Source organism: Paenibacillus septentrionalis, assembly GCF_042659865.1.
Lineage (GTDB): Bacteria > Bacillota > Bacilli > Paenibacillales > Paenibacillaceae > Pristimantibacillus > Pristimantibacillus septentrionalis.
The window spans coordinates 663435-685209 of sequence record NZ_JBHSTE010000001.1 but is presented as its reverse complement, the minus strand read 5'-3'; the positions used below and the strand labels follow the sequence as shown (position 1 = coordinate 685209).

General features: G+C 46.4%; 16 protein-coding genes and 1 other annotated feature. All 16 genes read left to right on the top strand.

Annotation, left to right across the window (positions count from 1 at the left end; translation table 11 throughout):
- The first annotated feature begins 84 nt into the window (after window positions 1-84).
- The 16 genes from ispG (at window position 85) to ACFP56_RS03090 (ending at window position 21764) form a co-directional block, all read left to right on the top strand.
- Complete coding sequence (ispG, locus tag ACFP56_RS03165; protein WP_379231029.1) at window positions 85-1194, top strand: flavodoxin-dependent (E)-4-hydroxy-3-methylbut-2-enyl-diphosphate synthase; 1110 nt, start codon at window positions 85-87, stop codon at window positions 1192-1194.
- Between the two features lie 372 nt (window positions 1195-1566).
- Complete coding sequence (gene lonB, locus ACFP56_RS03160) at window positions 1567-3273, top strand: ATP-dependent protease LonB (RefSeq protein WP_379231027.1); 1707 nt, start codon at window positions 1567-1569, stop codon at window positions 3271-3273.
- 38 nt (window positions 3274-3311) lie between these two features.
- Complete coding sequence (gene lon, locus ACFP56_RS03155) at window positions 3312-5645, top strand: endopeptidase La (RefSeq protein WP_379231025.1); 2334 nt, start codon at window positions 3312-3314, stop codon at window positions 5643-5645.
- Between the two features lie 6 nt (window positions 5646-5651).
- Window positions 5652-6332 carry a ribosome biogenesis GTP-binding protein YihA/YsxC gene (gene yihA / locus ACFP56_RS03150; RefSeq protein ID WP_379231023.1) on the top strand — a complete coding sequence of 227 codons (681 nt, stop codon included), beginning with the start codon at window positions 5652-5654 and terminating at the stop codon, window positions 6330-6332.
- A gap of 302 nt (window positions 6333-6634) precedes the next feature.
- Window positions 6635-7225 carry a non-ribosomal peptide synthetase module gene (locus ACFP56_RS03145; RefSeq protein WP_379231021.1) on the top strand — a complete coding sequence of 197 codons (591 nt, stop codon included), beginning with the start codon at window positions 6635-6637 and terminating at the stop codon, window positions 7223-7225.
- Between the two features lie 369 nt (window positions 7226-7594).
- On the top strand, window positions 7595-7993 hold the full coding sequence (gene speD, locus ACFP56_RS03140; protein WP_379231019.1) for an adenosylmethionine decarboxylase: 399 nt from the start codon (window positions 7595-7597) through the stop codon (window positions 7991-7993).
- A gap of 220 nt (window positions 7994-8213) precedes the next feature.
- Window positions 8214-9590, top strand: a complete 1377-nt coding sequence (gene hemA / locus ACFP56_RS03135) for a glutamyl-tRNA reductase (RefSeq protein ID WP_379231017.1) — start codon at window positions 8214-8216, stop codon at window positions 9588-9590.
- Between the two features lie 68 nt (window positions 9591-9658).
- Window positions 9659-10477: a cytochrome c biogenesis protein CcsA gene (ccsA, locus tag ACFP56_RS03130; protein WP_379231014.1), complete on the top strand. Its 819-nt coding sequence runs from the start codon at window positions 9659-9661 to the stop codon at window positions 10475-10477.
- An 18-nt stretch (window positions 10478-10495) separates the two neighbouring features.
- Window positions 10496-11155: a precorrin-2 dehydrogenase/sirohydrochlorin ferrochelatase family protein gene (locus ACFP56_RS03125; RefSeq protein WP_379231012.1), complete on the top strand. Its 660-nt coding sequence runs from the start codon at window positions 10496-10498 to the stop codon at window positions 11153-11155.
- Window positions 11145-12092, top strand: a complete 948-nt coding sequence (gene hemC, locus ACFP56_RS03120; protein ID WP_379231010.1) for a hydroxymethylbilane synthase — start codon at window positions 11145-11147, stop codon at window positions 12090-12092. Before ACFP56_RS03125 ends, hemC begins: the two co-directional genes overlap by 11 nt.
- 2 nt (window positions 12093-12094) lie before the next feature.
- Entirely contained in the window at window positions 12095-13657 is a 1563-nt protein-coding gene (gene cobA, locus ACFP56_RS03115) for a uroporphyrinogen-III C-methyltransferase (protein ID WP_379231008.1), read from the top strand.
- A 1-nt stretch (window position 13658) separates the two neighbouring features.
- On the top strand, window positions 13659-14657 hold the full coding sequence (gene hemB, locus ACFP56_RS03110) for a porphobilinogen synthase (protein WP_379231006.1): 999 nt from the start codon (window positions 13659-13661) through the stop codon (window positions 14655-14657).
- A 1-nt stretch (window position 14658) separates the two neighbouring features.
- Window positions 14659-15951, top strand: a complete 1293-nt coding sequence (hemL, locus tag ACFP56_RS03105; RefSeq protein ID WP_379231004.1) for a glutamate-1-semialdehyde 2,1-aminomutase — start codon at window positions 14659-14661, stop codon at window positions 15949-15951.
- A 17-nt stretch (window positions 15952-15968) separates the two neighbouring features.
- Window positions 15969-16934, top strand: a complete 966-nt coding sequence (locus tag ACFP56_RS03100) for an RluA family pseudouridine synthase (protein WP_379231002.1) — start codon at window positions 15969-15971, stop codon at window positions 16932-16934.
- Window positions 16935-17021: 87 nt separating this feature from the next.
- Window positions 17022-18767 (top strand): LysM peptidoglycan-binding domain-containing protein, encoded by a 1746-nt coding sequence (locus ACFP56_RS03095; RefSeq protein ID WP_379231000.1) that lies wholly within the window; start codon window positions 17022-17024, stop codon window positions 18765-18767.
- A gap of 68 nt (window positions 18768-18835) precedes the next feature.
- Window positions 18836-19077: a binding site (T-box leader), on the top strand.
- A gap of 50 nt (window positions 19078-19127) precedes the next feature.
- Window positions 19128-21764 (top strand): valine--tRNA ligase, encoded by a 2637-nt coding sequence (locus ACFP56_RS03090; RefSeq protein ID WP_379230998.1) that lies wholly within the window; start codon window positions 19128-19130, stop codon window positions 21762-21764.
- Window positions 21765-21775: the final 11 nt, after the last annotated feature.

The window sequence follows — 21775 nt, the reverse complement described above, 5'->3', positions numbered from 1 at the left end:
TACTTGAATACTGCCAAGGAAGCCACCTCAAGCTTGCTTTATTTAAGCTAGGGGTGGACTTTGGTATTTATGGGAGAGATAAGTATGTACTTACGTCAAGACACTGTACCTGTTAAAGTTGGCAATCTAACAATAGGCGGGAGCAATGAGGTACTCATTCAAAGCATGTGCACAACAAAGACAGCGAATGTAGAAGCGACAGTAGCAGAGATTCTTCGTCTTGAGGAAGCAGGCTGTCAGCTCGTTCGTGTCACAGTCAACAATATTGAAGCTGCAGATGCAATAAAAGAAATTAAAAAACATATTCACATTCCTCTTGTTGCAGACATTCACTTTGATTACCGTTTGGCGCTGCGTGCCATCGAAAATGGGATTGACAAGGTACGTATTAATCCGGGTAATATCGGTCGCCGTGAAAAAGTTGAGGCTGTCGTTAAAGCGTGCAAGGAGAAAGGGATTCCGATTCGTATCGGTGTAAATGCAGGCTCTCTAGAAAATCACTTGCTAGAGAAATACGGCTACCCGACGCCAGAGGCGATGGTCGAAAGCGCACTCTATCATATTGGCATCCTAGAAGAACTAGACTTCCACGACATTATCGTCTCTTTGAAAGCATCAGATGTGCCTATGGCGATTCAAGCCTATTCTATGGCTGCGAAAGTGATTAAGTATCCACTTCATCTTGGTATTACAGAGGCTGGAACGCTGCATGCTGGGACAATTAAAAGCTCAGCTGGTATTGGGGCGCTTCTATCCTTAGGCATCGGTAATACTGTGCGTATCAGCTTGTCTGCAGATCCTGTAGAGGAAGTGAAGGTGGCGCGCGAGCTATTGAAAACATTTGGACTTATTTCTAATGCAGCTACGCTCGTTTCTTGTCCAACTTGCGGACGTCTGGATATTGATTTGTTCTCTGTTGCCAATGAGGTTGAAGAGTATATTTCTAAAATTAAGGTGCCATTGAAGGTATCCGTATTAGGCTGTGCCGTTAACGGACCTGGTGAAGCGCGTGAGGCTGATATCGGAATTGCTGGCGCACGTGGCGAAGGTATGCTGTTCCGCTATGGCCAAATGATTCGTAAAGTACCAGAGGCGGATCTCGTATCGGAGCTAAAAAAGGAAATCGATGAAATTGTACGAGTCTATGAAGAGACAGGAGAAATTCCTGGACGCAAAGAGCATGTTAAGCACTAATCTATATCATATGATACAGCCAGGTAAGATCAATATGATTTGATCTTCCTGGCTGTTGCTGTTTACAACGACTCCATACTCGTTTAAGAAGAGCTAAAATAGACAAAAGGCTCTTCATTTTCCAGTCGAAAAGATTAATATGCCCCAAGAAGGGCAATAATATGTCTATTCAAATACTAGGGCGTGCTCTGAAAACTCGCTCAAGGTCATCTCGTACCGCCTAATCATCCCCTGCTGTGTTACTTTTTCTTACCTTACGTCAAGTAAGCTTGCGAAAAAGTGCCTTGCATGGAACGAACATTCGGCACGATCTGTTCCCTGCTGACTTTTCAGACACACCCTTGAAAGACTGGAAATGGAGTGAGGTTCAACATGGATATGAGCATATTGCTAATGATCATTCAGGTGTTTTTTGCTGTAGTAATCGGATTATATTTTTTCAACCTGCTGCGTAATCAAAAGATGAATAAGGCAGCAGTTGATCGCGAATCCAAAAAAGAGATGGAAAAGCTGCGCAAGCTGCGTTCGATTTCATTGACTAAGCCGCTTGCTGAAAAAACTAGACCGCAATCTATGGATGATATTATCGGACAAAAGGATGGTCTAAAGGCGCTCAAGGCAGCGCTATGCAGCGCAAATCCGCAGCATGTTATCATCTACGGACCTCCGGGAGTTGGGAAGACAGCAGCTGCACGCGTCGTACTGGAAGAAGCGAAGCGCAATGCTGCATCTCCATTTTTACCAAGCGCTAAGTTTACAGAAATTGATGCTACGACAGCACGATTTGATGAACGAGGCATTGCCGATCCGCTAATTGGGTCCGTGCATGATCCGATTTACCAGGGAGCAGGCGCAATGGGGGTAGCAGGCATTCCACAGCCGAAGCCTGGTGCGGTTACGAAGGCGCACGGGGGGATTCTGTTTATTGATGAGATCGGTGAATTACATCATGTGCAGATGAATAAACTATTAAAGGTGCTTGAGGATCGCAAAGTCTTCTTGGAAAGTGCGTATTATAATTCGGAGGATTCCAACATTCCGACTTATATCCATGATATTTTTCAAAATGGACTTCCGGCTGATTTTAGACTTGTAGGAGCAACGACACGTTCTCCTCAAGAAATACCTCCTGCGATTCGTTCTCGTTGTATGGAAATATATTTCCGACCGCTGCTTGCGGATGAGGTTGTAGAAATCGCCAATAATGCAGTTATGAAGATTGGTTTTGCACCATGTCCGGAAGCTGTTGAAGTTGTAAAGCAGTATGCAACAAATGGACGTGAAGCGGTTAATATTATTCAGCTCGCAGCAGGTCTTGCATTATCTGAAAAACGTGACAAAATTAATGCGACTGACATTGAATGGGTGGTCAATTCCAGTCAAATACCGCCACGTCCAGAACGCAAGGTGCCTTCACAGCCGCAAATTGGTTATGTGAATGGGCTTGCGGTATATGGTCCGAGCATGGGGGCGTTGTTGGAGATTGAAGTGAGCGCCATTCCTGCTGCTAAGGGGAAAGGTACATTTACGATTACTGGTGTTGTGGATGAAGAGGAGCTGGGAGGCGGATCGCGTACGCTTCGTCGTAAAAGCATGGCGAAGGGCTCGATTGAAAACGTGTTGACTGTGCTTCGCTTAAAAGGGCTCAACACGAAGGATTATGATCTACATATCAACTTTCCGGGAGGCTCGCCAGTTGATGGTCCATCAGCAGGCATTGCAATGGCGACAGCCATTACATCAGCGATCTTACAGGTTCCAATTGACAACCGCTTGGCTATGACGGGGGAAATTGGCATTCATGGCAATGTGAAGCCAGTAGGCGGCGTGCTTGCAAAAGTTGAAGCAGCCTTTCAAGCAGGCGCAGTTCGTGTTATTATTCCTAAAGAAAACTGGCAAGAAATATTTTCCGATCTAAATGGGCTGCAGGTCATTGCAGTTTCCAGAATTGAGGAAGTGCTTGCCCATGTATTCCCAGATCTTGCAAAGTGGAAGGAAGAAGAGCAGGCCGAGCAGTGGAAGCTGAATTTATTTAGCCAACCAACCTATCCGTATTTGCAGGCAGATTCATTAGAATGATAAGATGTAGGGAAAGTATATAGAATGGAGGTGCTGGAATGGGATCTAGCAAATCAAAGACTCGACGTATTCCATTGCTCCCGCTAAGGGGCTTGCTTGTCTATCCCAGCATGGTGCTCCACTTAGATGTGGGAAGAGAAAAGTCTATCCGTGCACTGGAGCGTGCGATGGTCGATGATCAAAATATTCTGTTAGTATCTCAGGCGGAGGTTAATATCGAGACACCACTTGAGGACGATATTTTCCGCGTTGGCACGATATCGAAAGTTAAGCAAATGCTGAAGCTGCCTAATGGAACAATACGAGTTTTGGCAGAAGGCCTGATGCGTGCAGAAATTGTAGATTATGTAGGCAATGACGATTATTACGAGGTGCTTGTTAAGGAGTTGCCTGAACCAACGGAGCAATCATCTGCTATCGATGCACTGATGCGTTCAGTGCTGAGCCAGTTTGAAAATTATGTCAGCTTATCGAAAAAAATTACGGCTGAGACGTATGCTGCTGTATCGGATATCGATGATCCGGGTCGACTAGCCGATGTTATTACGAGTCATCTATCGCTAAAAATAAAAGATAAACAGCTAATTTTGGAAACGGTTGATGTAGAGAAGCGTCTTGAGGCGCTTCTTGATCTGCTTAATAATGAACGCGAAGTGCTTGAGATGGAGCGACAGATCAATTCTCGTGTTAAAAAGCAGATGGAGAAAACGCAAAAGGAATATTATTTGCGTGAGCAAATGAAAGCGATCCAGAAGGAGCTTGGCGAGAAGGAAGGACGTCTTGGTGAAGTGGAGGAGCTGCGCAAGCAGCTTGAAGAAGCTGAGCTCCCTGAAACTGTAGCGGACAAGGTCAATAAGGAAATCGATCGTCTTGAAAAAATGCCGCAATCTTCAGCAGAAGGTGGAATCATTCGCAATTATATCGATTGGCTGCTTGCCTTGCCATGGAGCAAGATGACCGAGGATGATCTTGACATTGCTCGTGCTGAGCAAATATTGGATGCTGACCATTACGGACTGGAAAAGCCGAAGGAGCGGGTGCTGGAATATTTGGCTGTACAGAAGCTTGTTAAAAAGCTGAAGGGCCCTATTCTATGCCTTGTAGGACCTCCTGGCGTTGGTAAAACCTCGTTAGCCAAATCCATAGCCAAATCACTTGACCGCAAATTTGTACGCATTTCACTCGGCGGTGTGAGAGATGAAGCAGAAATTAGAGGTCATCGACGTACGTATGTCGGGGCAATGCCAGGTAGAATTATGCAGGGAATGAAGACGGCAGGAACGAAAAATCCGGTATTCCTGCTCGATGAAATTGACAAGATGGCATCGGATTTCCGAGGGGATCCTTCAGCAGCATTGCTGGAGGTGCTTGATCCAGAGCAGAATAACACATTTAGTGATCATTTTGTTGAGGTACCGTTTGATTTGTCCTCAGTAATGTTTGTCACAACGGCAAATTCGCTGCATACGATTCCGCGTCCGCTGCTGGACCGGATGGAGGTGCTGCAGGTTGCAGGCTATACCGAGCTTGAGAAAAAGGAAATTGCCAAGCGTTACTTATTTCCTAAGCAGCGCAAAGACCATGGCCTGACGGAGGAACAGCTCTCTCTTGAGGATGATGCGATTAGCATGATCATCCGTCAATATACGCGTGAGGCTGGTGTTCGTAATCTTGAACAGCAGGTAGCTTCTTTGTGTCGCAAGGCGGCAAAGGCATTTGTGTCCGATGAGGAGCTTAAGCATATTGGCATCGATGTAGATAAAGTAAAAGAATGGCTTGGCAAGCCGATTTTCCGCTACGGTACTGTTGATGCCAGCAATCAAATAGGGGCTGTCACAGGTCTTGCATGGACTGAGGTAGGAGGAGACACGCTTGTGATCGAGGTTTCGACAATGCCAGGCAATGGCAAGCTGAACCTGACAGGCAAGCTTGGCGATGTGATGAAGGAATCGGCTCAAGCGGCATACAGCTATATTCGCTCACATGCAACGGAGCTTGGCATTGATCCTGCCTTCCATGAAAAGCTGGATATTCATATCCATATCCCAGAGGGTGCTATTCCTAAGGATGGACCATCTGCTGGCATCACAATGGCTACCGCGATTATTTCTGCCCTAAGCGGCCGTTATGTATCGAAGGAAGTAGCAATGACTGGTGAGATCACGCTGCGTGGTCGAGTGCTGCCAATCGGCGGATTAAAGGAAAAATCACTTGCAGCGCACCGTGCAGGCATTAAAAAGGTATTGCTGCCAATTGACAATCAGCGCGATCTGGATGATATCCCGGAAAGCATTAAGCAAGAGATGGAATTTGTACCTGTTGCTCATCTGGATGAAGTGCTGAAGCATGCCTTACTTGAGCAGAGGAGCTAGTAAACGATGAAAATTAAACAGACAGAGTTTGTAATCAGTGCAGTACGACCAGACCAATACCCAGTAGACGGCTTGCCAGAGATTGCTTTGGCAGGTCGTTCGAATGTTGGCAAATCATCGCTTATCAATCGGATGATGATTCGCAAAAATTTGGCAAGAACAAGTTCACAGCCAGGCAAAACGCAGCAGTTGAACTATTACCGTGTAAACGAGCGAATTTATCTTGTTGACTTTCCCGGCTACGGCTATGCGCGTGTTTCCAAAAAGCAGCGCGAGCAATTTGGCGTGATGATTGAAACCTACTTGCGCGATCGCGAGCAGCTTGTTTTGCAGCTGCTAGTCATTGATATCCGTCATGAGCCATCCAAGGACGATGTGCTGATGTATGAATGGCTGAAGCATTATGAAATTCCGACCTGCATCGTGGCAACGAAGGCGGATAAAATCCCGCGCTCGAAGTGGGATAAGCATCTAAAAGTCATTAAGCAGACGTTAGGCGCTGACAAAAGCGTCCCTGTAGTGCTGTTTTCATCAGAAACAGGTCTTGGACGCGAGCAGCTATGGGATACGATCCTGGAGGCGATAGATGCGGCTGGGATGAATATAAATGAGCAGGATGAAGCAGGAGATCTAAATGCCTCTCAATCGAATGAGGAGCAGGCTGGAGAAGTCTCACAAGCTGAATAAGAACCAGCACAGCACAGGCTCCACTAGCAGGAATACAAAAACACAGCAGCTAACTGCAATTATAGGTTTGATTCATAAATGAGGTAGCATAACTGAGAACTTCTCAAAAGATTGCAAGGATGTTAAGTGATTGCTTAGCTTTTTTTTAGATAATTCCGTTATTTCGAGAAATATGCTCGAAAATCGAGGCTGATTGGCAGGAATATCAGAGTAAAATCTCGTATAATATAACCTATAAGCGTGTATTCGGCCTTTCCAGGCAAAGATAATGGCATGGAAAGCGAAGAATTGAGGAGATTTTTATGGCTAAGCGGATAGCCACAGAGTATGTCAATGCCAGATTTCAGTTGAGCAGTACAGAACTTCAGTCTTTTATGCAGTTTATGGAGCAACAACAGCTCCGTCTTCAAGTGCTAATTCTTGAGAATGGCAGTCAGTCACTCGTAGTAGAGGATGTAGCAGGACATGAAACGATCAAGATGACCTTTGAACGGCACATTGATCAATACGTGTGCGAAATGTCGTGCACCATTGTCCAGTTGAAGCTGACGAATGCAATGCGCAAGGCGGTTTCCGTATTCCGCGGCAATGCAGTCGTTAATCGCATTTATGGTCAATATACGATGCAATATCACTATAAGCAAGGTGCCGTTCAGCTTATCGTTGAAATAAACGATAAGGGAAAACGTGTCGTGTTCGAAAAGAAAAATACAGTACAAATGCTACAGCAAGTATTCGACAGCCGTATGGTTGAGCGAGAAATCAATCTGGTACAGCAAGAAATTGACAGTCTGCTTGATGAACGCAATATGAGCAGCTCTGATGAGCTTGCGCATATCGATACGAAGCTGAAGGCATTAACATTCAAGCTGTTTAAGCTTGAAGCGAACTAATTTATGCGAATGGAGCGGGCTGAGCCTGCTCCTTTTTTTTGTGAAATGCCTATGAATCGGGGCAAGAAAAATTAGGTAAATAAAAATTAAATTTTTAGAAATAAGTAGCAATCCGGCGTAATCGTGAGTAAATTGGAGAGACGATAGTTCAAAGCAAGCCTGCTCCTAAAAAAACAGTTGCATTTATCGTCATAAGATGTTATTTTTATTCTCGTTGAATTACACATTAGGTTGTTCAAAATTAGGAACCAGGATTCACTCAGGACATAGTAATGTTGCGAGAGATTAATCCCTCGAGAAGTGAATGACGTAGGTCCTAGCGGATGAAATTTGTAAAACATTTTATTCCTAGGAAGGGGGAACCGAAGGATGGAATATTCTACTTTCGGAAGACACGTTGCTGTTGATGCATGGGGTGTTGATTTTGATTTACTAAATAGCGCAGAGGCGCTGCAATCTCATATGGTGGAGGCTGCAGAAGCTTGTGGAGCTACGGTACTATCTGTTCAATCGAAGCAGTTTGAACCTCAAGGCGCTACAGTACTTGTACTGTTGTCAGAGAGTCATCTCTCAATTCATACGTATCCTGAGAAAGGTTTCGCGGCACTTGATTGTTATACGTGTGGAGAAACTGTAGATCCTCAGCTTGCGATCGATTACATGCTAGCTGTATTAAAACCGACATCTGCTCATGCGAAAAAGCTAGTTCGTGGTATGGGTGAATTAAAAGTAGTTGAGCCTGAATTAAAGCGTATCGAGCTTGTTTAACTAAAAAAAGTATATCTATGTATATATCGTTATAACCATAGGCAAACTGTCTATGGTTATTTCTTTAAATTTCAAGTTTTAGCAGCATCTAGAAGTGCCATATTTCAAATATTAGTCAAAAGTATTCGTATTGTAGATTTAGATTTATGCTATAATTAGAATTATTATTAAGTAGAGAACGATCACTTATTGGATAGTTAGTTGTAGAAAGGAGATCACCATGCATATTGTCGTTGTTGGCTTGAACTATCGTACTTCACCCGTAGAGGTTCGTGAGCGCTTTGCTCTTGCCGAAGAACAATTCAGTGACGCCCTAACTAAATTAAAGGCAACAATGAGCATTATGGAGTGTGTGATTGTCGCTACGTGCAACCGTACGGAAATTTATGCTGTAGTGGAGCGTCCGCAAATATGCGGTCATGATGTGCGATGGTTTATGGAGCAATGGTTTGGGTTGCCGCGTGAGCAATTTACGAGCCATTTATATATGTACGAGGATCAGCAGGCAATCGAGCATCTTTTCAAGGTTGCTAGCGGTCTGGACTCTATGATTATTGGCGAGACGCAAATATTAGGACAAGTTCGCTCAGCATTTTTAACGGCGCAAAGCCTGAAAACTACGGGCAAAATATTTAACATGCTGTTCAAGCAGGCTGTTACACTCGCAAAACGAGCGCATTCCGAAACGAAAATCGGTGAGCTGGCTGTCTCTGTCAGCTATGCTGCAGTAGAGCTGGGCAAACATATCTTCGGCAGCTTTAACGATAAAAATGTATTTGTGTTTGGTGCAGGTGAAACAGGAGAGCTGACAGCCAAGCATCTTCACAGCAATGGAGCTACCAAGATTCAGGTAGTCAACCGGACACTGGAAAAGGCACAGGAGGTAGCTGCACAATTTAGCGGTGTTGCCTACACGTTTGAACAGGCGCAGTCGGCGCTTGAGCAGGCGGATATCATGATTAGCTCAACCGCATCGAAGCAGTACATTCTAACGAGAGCAGATGTCGAGTCGCTAATGAGAAAGCGTCGCAACAAGCCGCTGTTCATGATTGATATTGCTGTACCTCGTGATTTTGATCCTAGCATTGCAGATATCGACAACGTATTTCTGTATGATATTGATGATTTGAAGGATATTGTGGAAAGCAATCTAGCGCAGCGCAAGCAAGAAGCAATTAAGATCGAAGCCATGATTAAGGAAGAGATTGAGCAATTTGTCAGCTGGTATCAGACATTAGGCGTTGTGCCTCTTATCCGAGCATTGCACAGCAAGGCTGCTGACGTGCATGAATCAACGATGGATAGCTTGACGAAAAAGCTGCCTGATTTGACCGATCAGGAGTTGAAAGTAATTCGCAAGCTAACAAAAAGCATGGTGAATCAAATGATTCAAGAGCCTGTTGAACGGATTAAGGAGATGGCGGGGGAAAAAAGGGCTGATGAGGCGATGGCTTTATTCACCCAGCTGTTTGATCTGGAAGAGGAGCTTGCTGAGCTAGCAAGTGGACAAGATATGAAGGAAGCTCAAAACGCCGCGCCTGAGCGTAAAGCGATTGTTCGCTCTGCGAAAAAACTGGCAGCATTGGTACGTTCATAGCCTTTCGAATGTTAGTGCCCTCAAGTTTCGAACATACACATTGAAGTAGAACGCAGGGTGGTGCAAAGATGAATTGGGAATTGTGGATATATGACACCGTTGTCTATATATATGCCCTGAGTCTGTTGTTTTACTTTTCGGATTTTATTTATGAAAATCGAAGAGCGAAGCAGCTAGGCACAGGGCTGCTTGTTTTTGTATGGATGCTGTCCGGCGGATTTTTAATTATCCGATTTTTTTCAGAGCTGCAAGCGCCTGCTTTTGCATTTACGAATGTCGACTTGATGCAGCTGTTTTCTTGGATCATGATCACACTTTCTTTTATCATTAGCCGATTTTATAAAATTGAGCTAATTGTGTTTTTTGTAAATATCATTGGCTTTTCACTGTTTGCCTTAAATATATATAGCAGCTCTACTGAGGGCAATACGTTAGATATGTGGCATGCGACACGTGAGCTATTGTATGTACATATCAGTCTGGTCATAAGCGCGTATGCGATTCTTACAGTTGGAGCGCTGCTTGCCATCATGTATCTCATTGTTCATTATTCATTGAAGCGGAAGAAAGGGATTAGGTGGCTGCGTCGTTTCCCTAGTCTCGAGGTGATCGCGAGCACAATGGAACGTATGGTTATTTTCGGGTTTCCGCTGCTGGTCATGTCGCTTGCAATTGCGTTAATTCCGATACTGCTGGAAGGCAAGACGATGCTGCTGTTTGATGTTCAGATCCTGATGAGTATTTTAGCGTTAGCGGTATACGGTTATTTCATCTATCAGCGAGCTGTACACAAGAAACCGGGTTATGAAATTGCCAGGCTGTATCTCCTTGCTTATGCGATCCAAATTATTAACATGCTATCGGGCGAATATTCGTCCTTCCATTAGTGTAAAAGAGGCGGTTATATGACAGGTTATTATCCAATTATGCTGAAGCTTGAACGACAGCGTATTGCTGTAATTGGCGGAGGTAGTATAGCAGCACGAAAGGTTAACGGACTGCTTGCTGGCGGAGCATCGTCTATTCAAGTCATTGCACCTCATTTATGTGAAGAGCTTCAGCGCTTGCTGGAAAGCGGTCGTATCGGTTGGGTAGCGAAGCAGGCTGAACTTGATACGCTGAGAGACTACACCCTTGTTTTTGCCGCGACAAGCGATGTGCAGTTGAATGCCCGTATTAGCAATGAGGCTATGAAGTACGATATACTGGTTTGTAATGTAAGTGATGGACAGCAGGGAAGCTTTCTTACACCTGCTGTGGCACGACATGGTGAGCTAATAACAGCAGTTTCTTCTGCTGGGGTCAGTCCCAGCCTTGCGAGACATATGAAACAGGAGCTGGAGAGCAATTTTTTGCCAAAATATGAAAAAGCGCTGCGACTCATGAAGCAGCTTCGCGAGAAAGTTTTGCAGAGCAAACTAACCGAGCAGCAGCGCCAGCGTCTGCTTCGTCTCGCGGCAAACGAAGCGTCAGATGTAGAAGAGGCGCAGGTTGAACAATGGGCTGCAGCGTTGCTGGATAGAATTGTACTGGATGAAGGTGAGGATACAGAAGATGGAAGCTAGAGTAATAAAGGTTGGAACGCGTCAGAGTCAGCTGGCGCTTACGCAAACTGGTCAAGTCATCAGACAGCTTGAGGAGCTATGCAAGGAGCATCAGCTGCCGTATAGCTTTGAGATTCATAAAATCGTTACAAAAGGGGATCGCATTCTTGATGTGACGCTTTCTAAAGTGGGCGGCAAAGGGTTGTTCGTTAAGGAAATCGAGCAGGCGCTGCTGAATAGCGATATCGATCTGGCCATTCACAGCATGAAGGACATGCCTTATGAGCTGCCGGAAGGACTTGCAATTGGGGCAGTGCCAAAGCGTCTAACGCCCCAGGATTGTCTTGTATTAAAGGATGGATATTCCTTCGAGGATTTGCCGCAGGGCGCCAAAGTCGGAACGAGCAGCCTGCGCCGCAGCAGTCAATTGAAATATGCGCGTCCTGATCTTGATATCCAGTGGATTCGCGGCAATATTGATTCAAGAATACGAAAGCTGGAAACAGAAGGCTTTGATGCGATCGTGCTCGCTGCAGCAGGTTTGGCACGTATGGGCTGGGAGCATAAAATATCGACACTTCTGCCTGCTGACGTATGTGTGCCGGCTGTAGGACAAGGGGCGCTAGGCGTACAATGCCGCAGTAGCGACAAGTCTGTTATGGAGCTGCTTGCACTGCTGAATGACCACGACTCTGAGGTAACCGTTGCTGCCGAGCGAAGCTTCCTTGGGACGCTTCAGGGCGGCTGCCAGGTGCCTATTGGCGCTCATGCTACGATTGTGGAGCGCGTTGACTCCAAGGAAGTACTGGAGCTTACAGGGATTGTCGGATCTCCCGATGGCGCGACGTTGTTGAAATCGGTACAGCAAGGAACAGATCCAGTTCAATTAGGGATAGAGGTAGCTCGTCAATTGCTTGATGATGGAGCGCGCGACATACTAGCAAAGATTGAGGGATAGCGATGAAAATGGGGAAAGTATTTTTGGTTGGCGCTGGTCCGGGTGATCCGCGCTTGATTACGGTTCGAGGTATGCAGTGTATTAAAGAATGTACAGCCATTGTGTATGATCGACTTGCAAGTCCCAGATTGCTGCGTTATGCGCGTCCTGATGTAAAGCGTGTTTATGTTGGCAAGCTGCCTGATCGTCATACGATGAAGCAGGAGGAGATAAACCAGCTGCTCGTTGATTTGGCACTTGAAGGTCATGTTGTTACACGATTAAAGGGCGGGGACCCTACCATCTTCGGACGCGTAGGCGAGGAAGCCGGCTTGTTAAGGCAACATGGCATTCAGTATGAAATTGTCCCAGGGATTACGTCAGCGATTTCGGTTCCTGCTTACGCAGGCATTCCTGTTACGCATCGTGATCATGCATCGTCTCTATCGATCATTACTGGTCATGAGAGCCCTGAAAAGCTGGACCGATCTATTTATTGGGATAAGGTAACCAATGCGACAGGAACCCTTCTTTTTTTGATGGGCGTTGCCAAAATTGATTATATTTCGAAACAGCTGATGCAACATGGACGAAGTGCAGACACACCGGTTGCGCTTGTGCGCTGGGGGACAACACCCGAACAGAAGACGCTGGTAGGCACGCTTGGTACGATTGCCGAGCTTGTACGGGTGAATAAGTTTGAATCGCCTGCCATTATTATTGTAGGTGATGTAGTGAAGCAGCGTGAAGAACTGCAATGGTATGAACAAATGCCGCTGTTTGGCATGCGTGTACTCGTTACTCGCGCACGTGCTCAAGCAAGTGAGTTTGCAGAGCTGATCGAAACGCTAGGTGGCGAGCCTTGCGAATTTCCGGTTATTGAGGTTCGCAAGCCTTCAGAAGAAAATCAGTTGAGACTCATCTCTTTTTGTCTAAAGCAGGCTGAACAATACAACTGGCTTGCCTTCACAAGTGTGAATGGCGTCGAGTTTTTTTATGAACAGCTCATTGAACACGGCATTGACATACGGCGTTTCCACCGTGCTCGAATTGCAGCGGTTGGACCAAAAACGGCTGAAGCGCTCCAGCAGCGCGGATTAACGGTTGATCTGCAAGCTTCTCGCTATGATGCGGAAGGATTGGTGGAGGCCCTTGGCAATGTGGTGCAGCCAGGAGAAAGCGTGCTTCTGCCGCGAGGTGATTTGGCACGTTCTGTATTGCCAGATCAGCTTCGGGAAAAAGGCATTCAAGCTGATGAGATCAGCGTATATGAAACGATCGTAGCCGATCAGCAGGAGCCTATAGTCATTGAATGGTTAAAGGAGAAGCATATTCATATGCTTACTTTTACAAGCTCCTCGACCGTTCACAATTTGATAACAGTGCTGGAGCGTTCAGGCATTGAGAATCCAGTTGAATTGCTATCACAAATGCCAATCGCCAGCATTGGACCTATAACATCGGAAACCATTAGAAGCTATGGAATGAACGTTACGATTGAAGCGGAAGAAGCGACAATTGAATCGCTGACAGCGGCTCTGGCAGGCTACAATGCCTCACAGCGAATGAAACAGGAGGAGAAGTGAGATGACATTTCCAATTACACGCAATCGCAGACTACGCCGTTCTGCGTCTTTGAGAAGCATGCTGCGAGAGCATGCTGTACGGGTTGAAGACTTTATTTATCCGATATTTGTAACGCATGGCGAAGGTGTAAGAGAGCAAATTCCATCAATGCCGGGCGTCTATCATTTATCGATGGACCAATTGAAGCTTGAAATAGAAGAGGTTGTGTCCTTAGGGATCAAATCGGTGCTTATTTTTGGGGTTCCGAGCTACAAGGATGCAGTAGGCAGCTCCGCTTACGATGATCAAGAGATTGTTCAGCAGGCAATTGCTGCGATCAAGCAATGGGCACCGCAGCTTGTCGTGATTGCAGATACTTGTCTGTGTCAGTTTACCGATCACGGTCATTGCGGCGTCATTCATATGAACGAATCAACAGGTGTTGCAGACATTAACAATGATGAATCGTTGCAGCTATTGGTGAAAACAGCGGTGTCGCAAGCGAAGGCTGGTGCTGATATTATCGCTCCTTCCAACATGATGGATGGCTATGTAGCGGCAATCCGTCAAGGACTGGATGAAGCGGGCTTCTCGGATATTGCGATTATGGCTTACTCTGTGAAGTACGCCTCAGCCTTTTATGGACCTTTCCGTGATGCAGCACATTCCGCTCCGCAGTTTGGCGACCGCAAAACGTATCAAATGGACCCTGCCAATGCGATTGAAGCGCTGCGCGAAGCAGAAAGTGATGTTGAGGAAGGTGCAGATTTCTTGATGGTTAAGCCTGCGCTTGCATATCTGGACATTGTACGTACACTGGTAGATCAGTTTGATTTGCCTGTTGTTGCCTACAACGTTAGCGCTGAGTATTCGATGGTGAAGGCAGCTGCTGCAAACGGATGGGTAGACGAGAAGGCGATTGTGCTTGAGACGCTGCTTGGCATGAAGCGAGCTGGCGCACAGTTGATCATTACGTATCATGCCAAGGATGCTGCAAGATGGTTGAAGGAGGAGGCGTAATATGACAAAACGTATTGATACATTATCCAAGCAAGCTTTTGAACGTGCAAAAAAGGTTATTCCTGGTGGTGTGAACAGCCCGGTTCGTGCATACAAATCTGTTGGCTTGACTCCCGTATATGTTGAACGTGGTGCAGGCAGCCGAATCTATGATATCGATGGCAACAGCTATATTGACTACATCCTGTCCTGGGGGCCGCTAATTGCTGGTCACGCGCATCCTGAGGTTGTGCAGGCGCTCCAGGAAACTGCGGCTAAAGGAACCAGCTTTGGTGCTCCGACAGAGCTTGAAACGCTTATGGCTGAGCTTGTTATTGAGCGTGTTCCATCTGTAGATATCGTTCGCATGGTCAACTCCGGTACGGAAGCAACGATGAGCGCATTGCGACTGGCGCGCGGCTATACGAAGCGTTCGAAAATATTGAAGTTTGAAGGCTCTTATCATGGACATGCAGACAGTCTGCTGATCAAGGCTGGATCGGGAGTTGCTACATTAGGATTGCCAGATTCTCCGGGCGTACCTGAATCAGTCGCGCAAAACACGATTACTGTTCCTTACAACGATTTTGAAAGTGTGAAGCTCGCATTCGAGCGCTACGGCGAGGAGCTTGCCTGTGTCATTGTCGAGCCGATTGCAGGAAATATGGGGGTAGTGCCTCCGCTTCCTGGCTTCTTGGAGGGCTTGCGAGAGCTGACTACGCAATATGGCAGCTTGTTGATTTTCGATGAGGTTATGACAGGCTTCCGCGTGGATTATGCATGTGCACAAGGTAGATTCGGTGTGACGCCTGATTTGACTTGCTTCGGTAAAGTAATTGGCGGCGGTCTTCCTGTAGGCGCTTATGGCGGTCGGGCGGACATTATGGAGCAGATTGCTCCAAGTGGTCCAATATATCAAGCGGGCACGCTATCTGGAAATCCGCTTGCGATGGCTGCAGGCTATACGACGTTAAAGCTGATGACCAAGGAGGCTTATGCGGAGCTTGAGGTTAAGGCAGCGCGCTTGCAGCAGGGCTTCGAGGCTAACGCTCGCAAGTATGGTGTTCCGCTGACGGTTAATCGAGTAGGTTCGATGGTATGTCCGTTCTTTACAGATGAGCAGGTCATTAATTTTGAAACGGCAAAAACATCTAATTTAGCGTACTTTACAAGTTATTTTGCTCATATGCTTGATCAAGGCGTTAGTGTTCCTCCTTCACAATTTGAAGGACTGTTTCTGTCTATTGTGCATAGCGACGAAGATATAGAGCAAACGATTGCTGCTCAAGGCTATGCATTGTCACAGCTATCATAATTGTTGAGGTGAATGCGATGTTAGAAGGATTGCTCACGCGTGAAGGCACGGATCTCGTATTGAATTATACAGCTTTGAGTGAGCGGCTAACGAAAGAGCAAGCGCAATATCAGCCAAAGGCTGGCAGCCATCCACATCTTGTACGGCAGTGGCTGCTTGCATGCTCGATTTTTCCAGCTAAGTGGCTGAACCGAATTTTTTCAGTAGGGGGCATTCGCTTCGTAGGAGAAGACCTGCACTTACTTGCCTATACATATGCTGATCTCGAACAGGATGCCGATTACCGAGCAGCGCAAACGGAGGCTAAGGTCGGCGCTCCGCGCTTGGAGATCTTGTACGAGGATGACCACCTGCTTGTTGCGAACAAGCCTGCTGGCATGCCTGTTCATGGCGCCAACAAGGGGCAGCGCAACAGTCTTGATGTCGCAGTTGCGGTCCATATGCTTCGTAGCAACGATCCGATTATCGTGCGACATATTCATCGGCTGGATGATGATACGTCAGGTCCTGTGTTGTATGCGAAAAACGAACTGGCTCAGCAGCGTCTGGATGAAGAAATGCGCAATAAAGAAATTGAACGTCAATACTTGGCAATCGTTCATGGCAAGGTCCAGCCGAAAAAAGGCGTTATCCGCGAGCCGATTGGCAAAGACCGTCATCAGCCAAAGCGCAGACTGGTTACACCCAAGGGCGAGCACGCGGTTACGCACTACGAGGTTGTTGAAAGCGGAGATCTGTACTCTGTTGTCAAGCTTTCTCTTGAAACAGGACGTACGCATCAAATTCGTGTGCATATGAGTCATATTCGACACCCGCTCGTAGGCGATTATTTGTATGGCGGCAACACAGAGCTGCTTAGTCATCAAGCACTTCATGGAGCCAGCTTGACCTTTACTCATCCAGTAACAGGAAAGAACATGGTCATTGAATCAAATCCGCCTCAATGGTATGCGGAAATTAAAGCGTATATTACAAAAAGTTAGTCATAACATAGCCTCCCTTCACCATATAGATAGATAGTGAAAGCTTATGTAAAACAAGCATTCATTATTGTGAAGGGAGGCTTTATCGTGTCTAATGGACTTCGATTTGATATTTATGAGCGTGTGCATTTACCAGAAAATGTAGCGGCCATTGATGAGCTGGAGGAAATTGAGCTAGTACCTCGGATTCAAGTAATAGATCAGGGTGAAAATGCGGTTTTACAGGGTCAGCTTGTATTGAACGGTATTTATCGAGCTCAAGGAGCGGGGGACGAGCAAGTTGCACTTGAGCATTGGATTCCAGTGGAAATTACACTTCCGATGAATCGTGTAACGAGGCTTGATGAAATTACAGTTGATATTGATACGTTTGATGTCGTGCTGCTTTCATCGCGAGCACTGAACTTAACCGGCATCCTATCGCTGCGCGGCATCTCGCTTGAACAGGAAGAGGAAAGTGACAGCTGGAATATGGAGGCCTTTACTGCTTCTCATTCACTCGGTGAAGACGGTGAGTATGCGGCTCAGGATTCAGGCCAATTTGATAGCCAGCAGGATGCGTATGCACAGCAATATGGCGAGCAGCAAGAGGCTTTTGCTAGTCAATACGAGGCGCGCTACGGTTATGAGGCGCAGAATGAGCAACAGGATAATGGACAGCAGTTTGTGTCAGCTGAACAGTATGGTGCACAGCAGTATGGCGAACAGCAGGAGGCGTTTGCAGGTCAATATGAGGCACGCTACGGATATGAGGAGCAAAACGACGAGCAGCAATATGAGCCTCAGCAGTTTGAAGGGCAGGATGAAGTCCAGCTCTATAGAGATCAATCAGGGGATGCCCAACAGGGTCAGCTTGCTCAAAATTACTCAGAATTCGTGTCCGCTGCCAATTCATACTTACATCATGATCATACTCAAGGCGAGCAGTCGTCTTCTGAATTGTATCAGCAGGAGGAGCTGTACCGTGCTGAACAGGATAACGGACAAGTGAGCCAGTGGGGGCAAGCAACTGATCAGTCGAGCTTCGTCCAGTTTATTGAGCAAAAGTATGGAGCGCCTCAAGAGCCAGCTGTTTCTGAAGAGGAGCTAAGCTATCCAGATCGTCAGCAGGCTGAACAAGAGGAAGAGCAAATTGCAGCTGACAGTGCTATAAGCTGGCATGAACAATCAGCATTAGAAGAGTCGCTTGAAGCAGTACAGCAAGAGGAGCCTGAGCGTATCGAAGCTCAAGAGCAATCAAGTGCAGCAGCTGTGAGTGAGACAGAACAGCAGGAGCAGTGGAGTGCATGGGAGCCCGTAGAAGCAGAACAAGCCGAACAGCAAGATGAAGCATCAGCTAACGATGAACCTGCGCGAGATGAACAGGATGCCGATCAGGAAGAAGCTCACGAAGAAGCTGTCGATTCGGAGCAAGAACAAGAGGAGCAGCAAGCGCCTGAGTCTCCTGCTGCTGAACGTGAGCTTCATATAGCGCTTAATGGGAAGCAAGATGAAAACGAAACACAAGGAATACGTACGATATTGAATTCCAGCTTGAGGGAGCAGGCTGCTCAGCAGGCAGCAACTCTGCAAAAGCAGGAGGAAGACCGTCAGCAGGCTGAAGCAGCAGCCAAGCAGACAATAGATGACGATATTGAGTGGCAGCAGCTGTTTTTAAGCAAGCGTCCAGAGCAAAATGAATTTAAGCGGATTCGTATGATTATTGTACAGAAGAATGACACGTTGGAGGAAATCGCATCACGTTACAGCATTAGCCCGCGTGATTTGCTTGTTCGCAACAACCTGCATGAATCTGCGATCACAGAGGGACAACTGCTTTACATTCCATCTTAAGTTCTTAAAGTACCTACTTGTTATAAATTGACTAGTTCCTCATCATGCGTTATTATATTAGTATATGTCTAATAATGTTGATGAGGAATAATATACAATTGTTGCCTTCAGAGAGTAGAGCTGTTCGCTGAGAGGTTCTACAGGATAACAAGTATATGGGTCGCCTCTGAATTGCCAAGCTGAACTCAGCTATGATGCTGGAAGTAGGTGCGGCCGGCAACAGCCGTTATCTGTATGAAGTGCCATACGACGGAAATTCGTTGTGTGGAATGAAGGTGGTACCACGGAAGAATAGCCTTTCGTCCTTTTTAAGGATGAAAGGCTTTTTTATTGCATAATTTTCGTATGGAGGATGAAAACATGTCAGAGTCTAAACCAAGCATGCCTACGACGTATGATCCAAAGGCTGCTGAACAAAAATGGTATGAATATTGGACTAGCAACAACTTCTTTCAAGCTGGTCAGCGTAAGGATGCTGAGCCGTTTACAATTGTAATCCCACCGCCTAACGTAACAGGCATGCTCCATATTGGTCATGCGCTTGATTTTACGCTGCAGGATATTATTATCCGTACAAAGCGTATGCAGGGCTATGATGCGTTATGGCTGCCTGGTACGGATCATGCGGGAATTGCTACTCAGACGAAGGTTGAACAGAAGCTGCGCGAGCAAGGCGTCTCTCGTCATGATCTAGGACGGGAAAAGTTTCTTGAGCAGGTATGGGAATGGAAGGATCAATATGCGAACACGATTCGCGAGCAATGGGCGAAAATGGGATTGTCGCTTGATTACTCCCGTGAGCGCTTTACGCTGGATGAAGGCCTTTCTAAAGCTGTACGCGAAGTGTTCGTACGTTTATATGAAAAAGGCTTGATCTATCGCGGCAAAAAAATTATTAACTGGGATCCTGCTGCGAGAACGGCACTTTCTGACATTGAAGTAGAATATAAGGAGCTTAACGGACATCTGTATCATTTGCGTTATCCGTTGAAAAACGGTTCCGGTTATATTACGGTTGCAACGACGCGTCCTGAAACGATGCTTGGCGATACAGCGGTTGCAGTGCACCCCGAGGATGAGCGCTACAAGCATTTGATCGGTGAAATGCTCGTGCTTCCGATTGTGAACCGTGAGATTCCGATTATTGCAGATGAATATGTAGAGAAGGATTTCGGATCTGGCGCGGTAAAAATTACGCCTGCCCATGACCCGAATGACTTTGAAGTGGGCGAGCGTCATCAGTTGCCGCAAATTATTGTGATGGATGAAACGGGCACGATGAATGAAGAAGCGGGTCCATATAAAGGGATGGATCGCTTTGATTGCCGCAAGCAACTTGTTGCTGATTTGCAGGAGCAAGGCGTATGTGTGTTGATTGAGGATCATGTTCATCAGGTTGGCCACAGTGAGCGCAGCGGCGCAGTAGTAGAGCCGTACTTGTCCACACAATGGTTTGTAGCGATGAAGCCGCTGGCAGAAGCTGCGATTGCTGCTCAAAAATCCGGAAAAGGCGCACATTTTGTGCCTGAACGATTTGAGAAAACATATCTCAACTGGATTGAAAATGTACGCGATTGGTGTATTTCCCGTCAGCTATGGTGGGGGCATCGTATTCCAGCCTGGTACAATGACGAAACTGGAGAGCTGATTGTATCACGTGAGGATCAGAATGATCCGAATCTTCGTCAGGACAATGACGTTTTGGATACATGGTTCAGCTCTGCGCTATGGCCGTTCTCTACACTCGGCTGGCCTGAGCAAACAGAGGATCTAAAGCGTTACTATCCTACTAATGTTCTTGTAACAGGTTACGATATTATCTACTTCTGGGTTGCTCGCATGATCTTTACTGCTCTTGAGTTTACGGATGAAATTCCGTTTAAGGACGTACTGATGCATGGTCTTGTACGCGATAAGGATGGACAAAAAATGTCCAAGTCGCTTGGCAACGGTGTAGATCCGCTTGAAGTTATTGAACAATATGGCGCTGATGCGATGCGCTTTATGATCTCGACAGGCAGCACGCCAGGACAGGATTTGCGTTTCCGCTATGAGAAGGTTGAGCAGGCGCGCAACTTCGCCAACAAGATCTGGAACGCATCTCGCTTTGCCTTGATGAATCTTGAAGGCTTCAAGTATGAGGATATAGATCTAAACGGCAAGCTGGGCACAGCTGACCGATGGATTTTGCATCGCTTGAATGAAACGGTGCGTGATGTCACTCGCTTGATGGATAGCTATGACTTTGGCGAGACAGGACGCTTGTTATACAATTTCATTTGGGATGATCTGTGCGATTGGTATATCGAATTTTCGAAGCTTAGTTTGTATGGAACAGATGAAGCGGCTAAAAAAGCAACGCAATCCGTTCTTGCTTACGTGCTCGATCGTACGCAGCGTTTGATTCATCCGTTCATGCCATTTATTTCTGAGGAAATTTGGCAGCACCTTCCTCATCAAGGCGAAACAATTACACTTGCTCCTTGGCCGGTGTATGAGGAGTCGCTTGCTGCTCCACAAGCTGTTACGGAAATGGAGCTGCTGATGGAAATGATTCGTGCGATTCGCAACATTCGTGCTGAAGTGAATGTTCCGATGAGCAAAAAGGTTGAGCTGCTTGTTAAGCCATCAGGAGAAGCGGAATATGCCATCCTGTCGTCCAATGAAGAGTTTATTCAGCGCTTCTGCGGAACTTCCTCCTTGGAAATTGCAATCGATATGGCAGCGCCGGATAAGGCTATGTCTGCGATTGTAACAGGTGCTGAGCTTTATTTGCCGCTTGCTGGTCTGCTTGATATTGGTCAAGAAATCGCTCGTCTTGAAAAAGAGCTGGAGCATTTGAATAAAGAGGTTGAGCGTGTTGAGAAAAAGCTTGCTAATCAAGGCTTTGTTGCAAAGGCACCTGAAAAAGTAATTGAAGAAGAACGTGGAAAAATGAAGGATTATGCTGAAAAGCGTGACAAGGTTGTTCAACGTATTGCTGAGCTTCGCGGTTAAACTATCGCAGG

Coding starts and splice junctions, on each gene's coding strand:
- yihA (WP_379231023.1), top strand. CDS start 5,652: ATGAAAATTAAACAGACAGAGTTTGTAATCAGTGCAGTACGACCAGAC.
- ccsA (WP_379231014.1), top strand. CDS start 9,659: ATGAATTGGGAATTGTGGATATATGACACCGTTGTCTATATATATGCC.
- ACFP56_RS03145 (WP_379231021.1), top strand. CDS start 6,635: ATGGCTAAGCGGATAGCCACAGAGTATGTCAATGCCAGATTTCAGTTG.
- hemC (WP_379231010.1), top strand. CDS start 11,145: ATGGAAGCTAGAGTAATAAAGGTTGGAACGCGTCAGAGTCAGCTGGCG.
- lonB (WP_379231027.1), top strand. CDS start 1,567: ATGGATATGAGCATATTGCTAATGATCATTCAGGTGTTTTTTGCTGTA.
- lon (WP_379231025.1), top strand. CDS start 3,312: ATGGGATCTAGCAAATCAAAGACTCGACGTATTCCATTGCTCCCGCTA.
- ACFP56_RS03125 (WP_379231012.1), top strand. CDS start 10,496: ATGACAGGTTATTATCCAATTATGCTGAAGCTTGAACGACAGCGTATT.
- hemA (WP_379231017.1), top strand. CDS start 8,214: ATGCATATTGTCGTTGTTGGCTTGAACTATCGTACTTCACCCGTAGAG.
- speD (WP_379231019.1), top strand. CDS start 7,595: ATGGAATATTCTACTTTCGGAAGACACGTTGCTGTTGATGCATGGGGT.
- ACFP56_RS03100 (WP_379231002.1), top strand. CDS start 15,969: ATGTTAGAAGGATTGCTCACGCGTGAAGGCACGGATCTCGTATTGAAT.
- ACFP56_RS03090 (WP_379230998.1), top strand. CDS start 19,128: ATGTCAGAGTCTAAACCAAGCATGCCTACGACGTATGATCCAAAGGCT.
- hemB (WP_379231006.1), top strand. CDS start 13,659: ATGACATTTCCAATTACACGCAATCGCAGACTACGCCGTTCTGCGTCT.
- cobA (WP_379231008.1), top strand. CDS start 12,095: ATGAAAATGGGGAAAGTATTTTTGGTTGGCGCTGGTCCGGGTGATCCG.
- hemL (WP_379231004.1), top strand. CDS start 14,659: ATGACAAAACGTATTGATACATTATCCAAGCAAGCTTTTGAACGTGCA.
- ispG (WP_379231029.1), top strand. CDS start 85: ATGTACTTACGTCAAGACACTGTACCTGTTAAAGTTGGCAATCTAACA.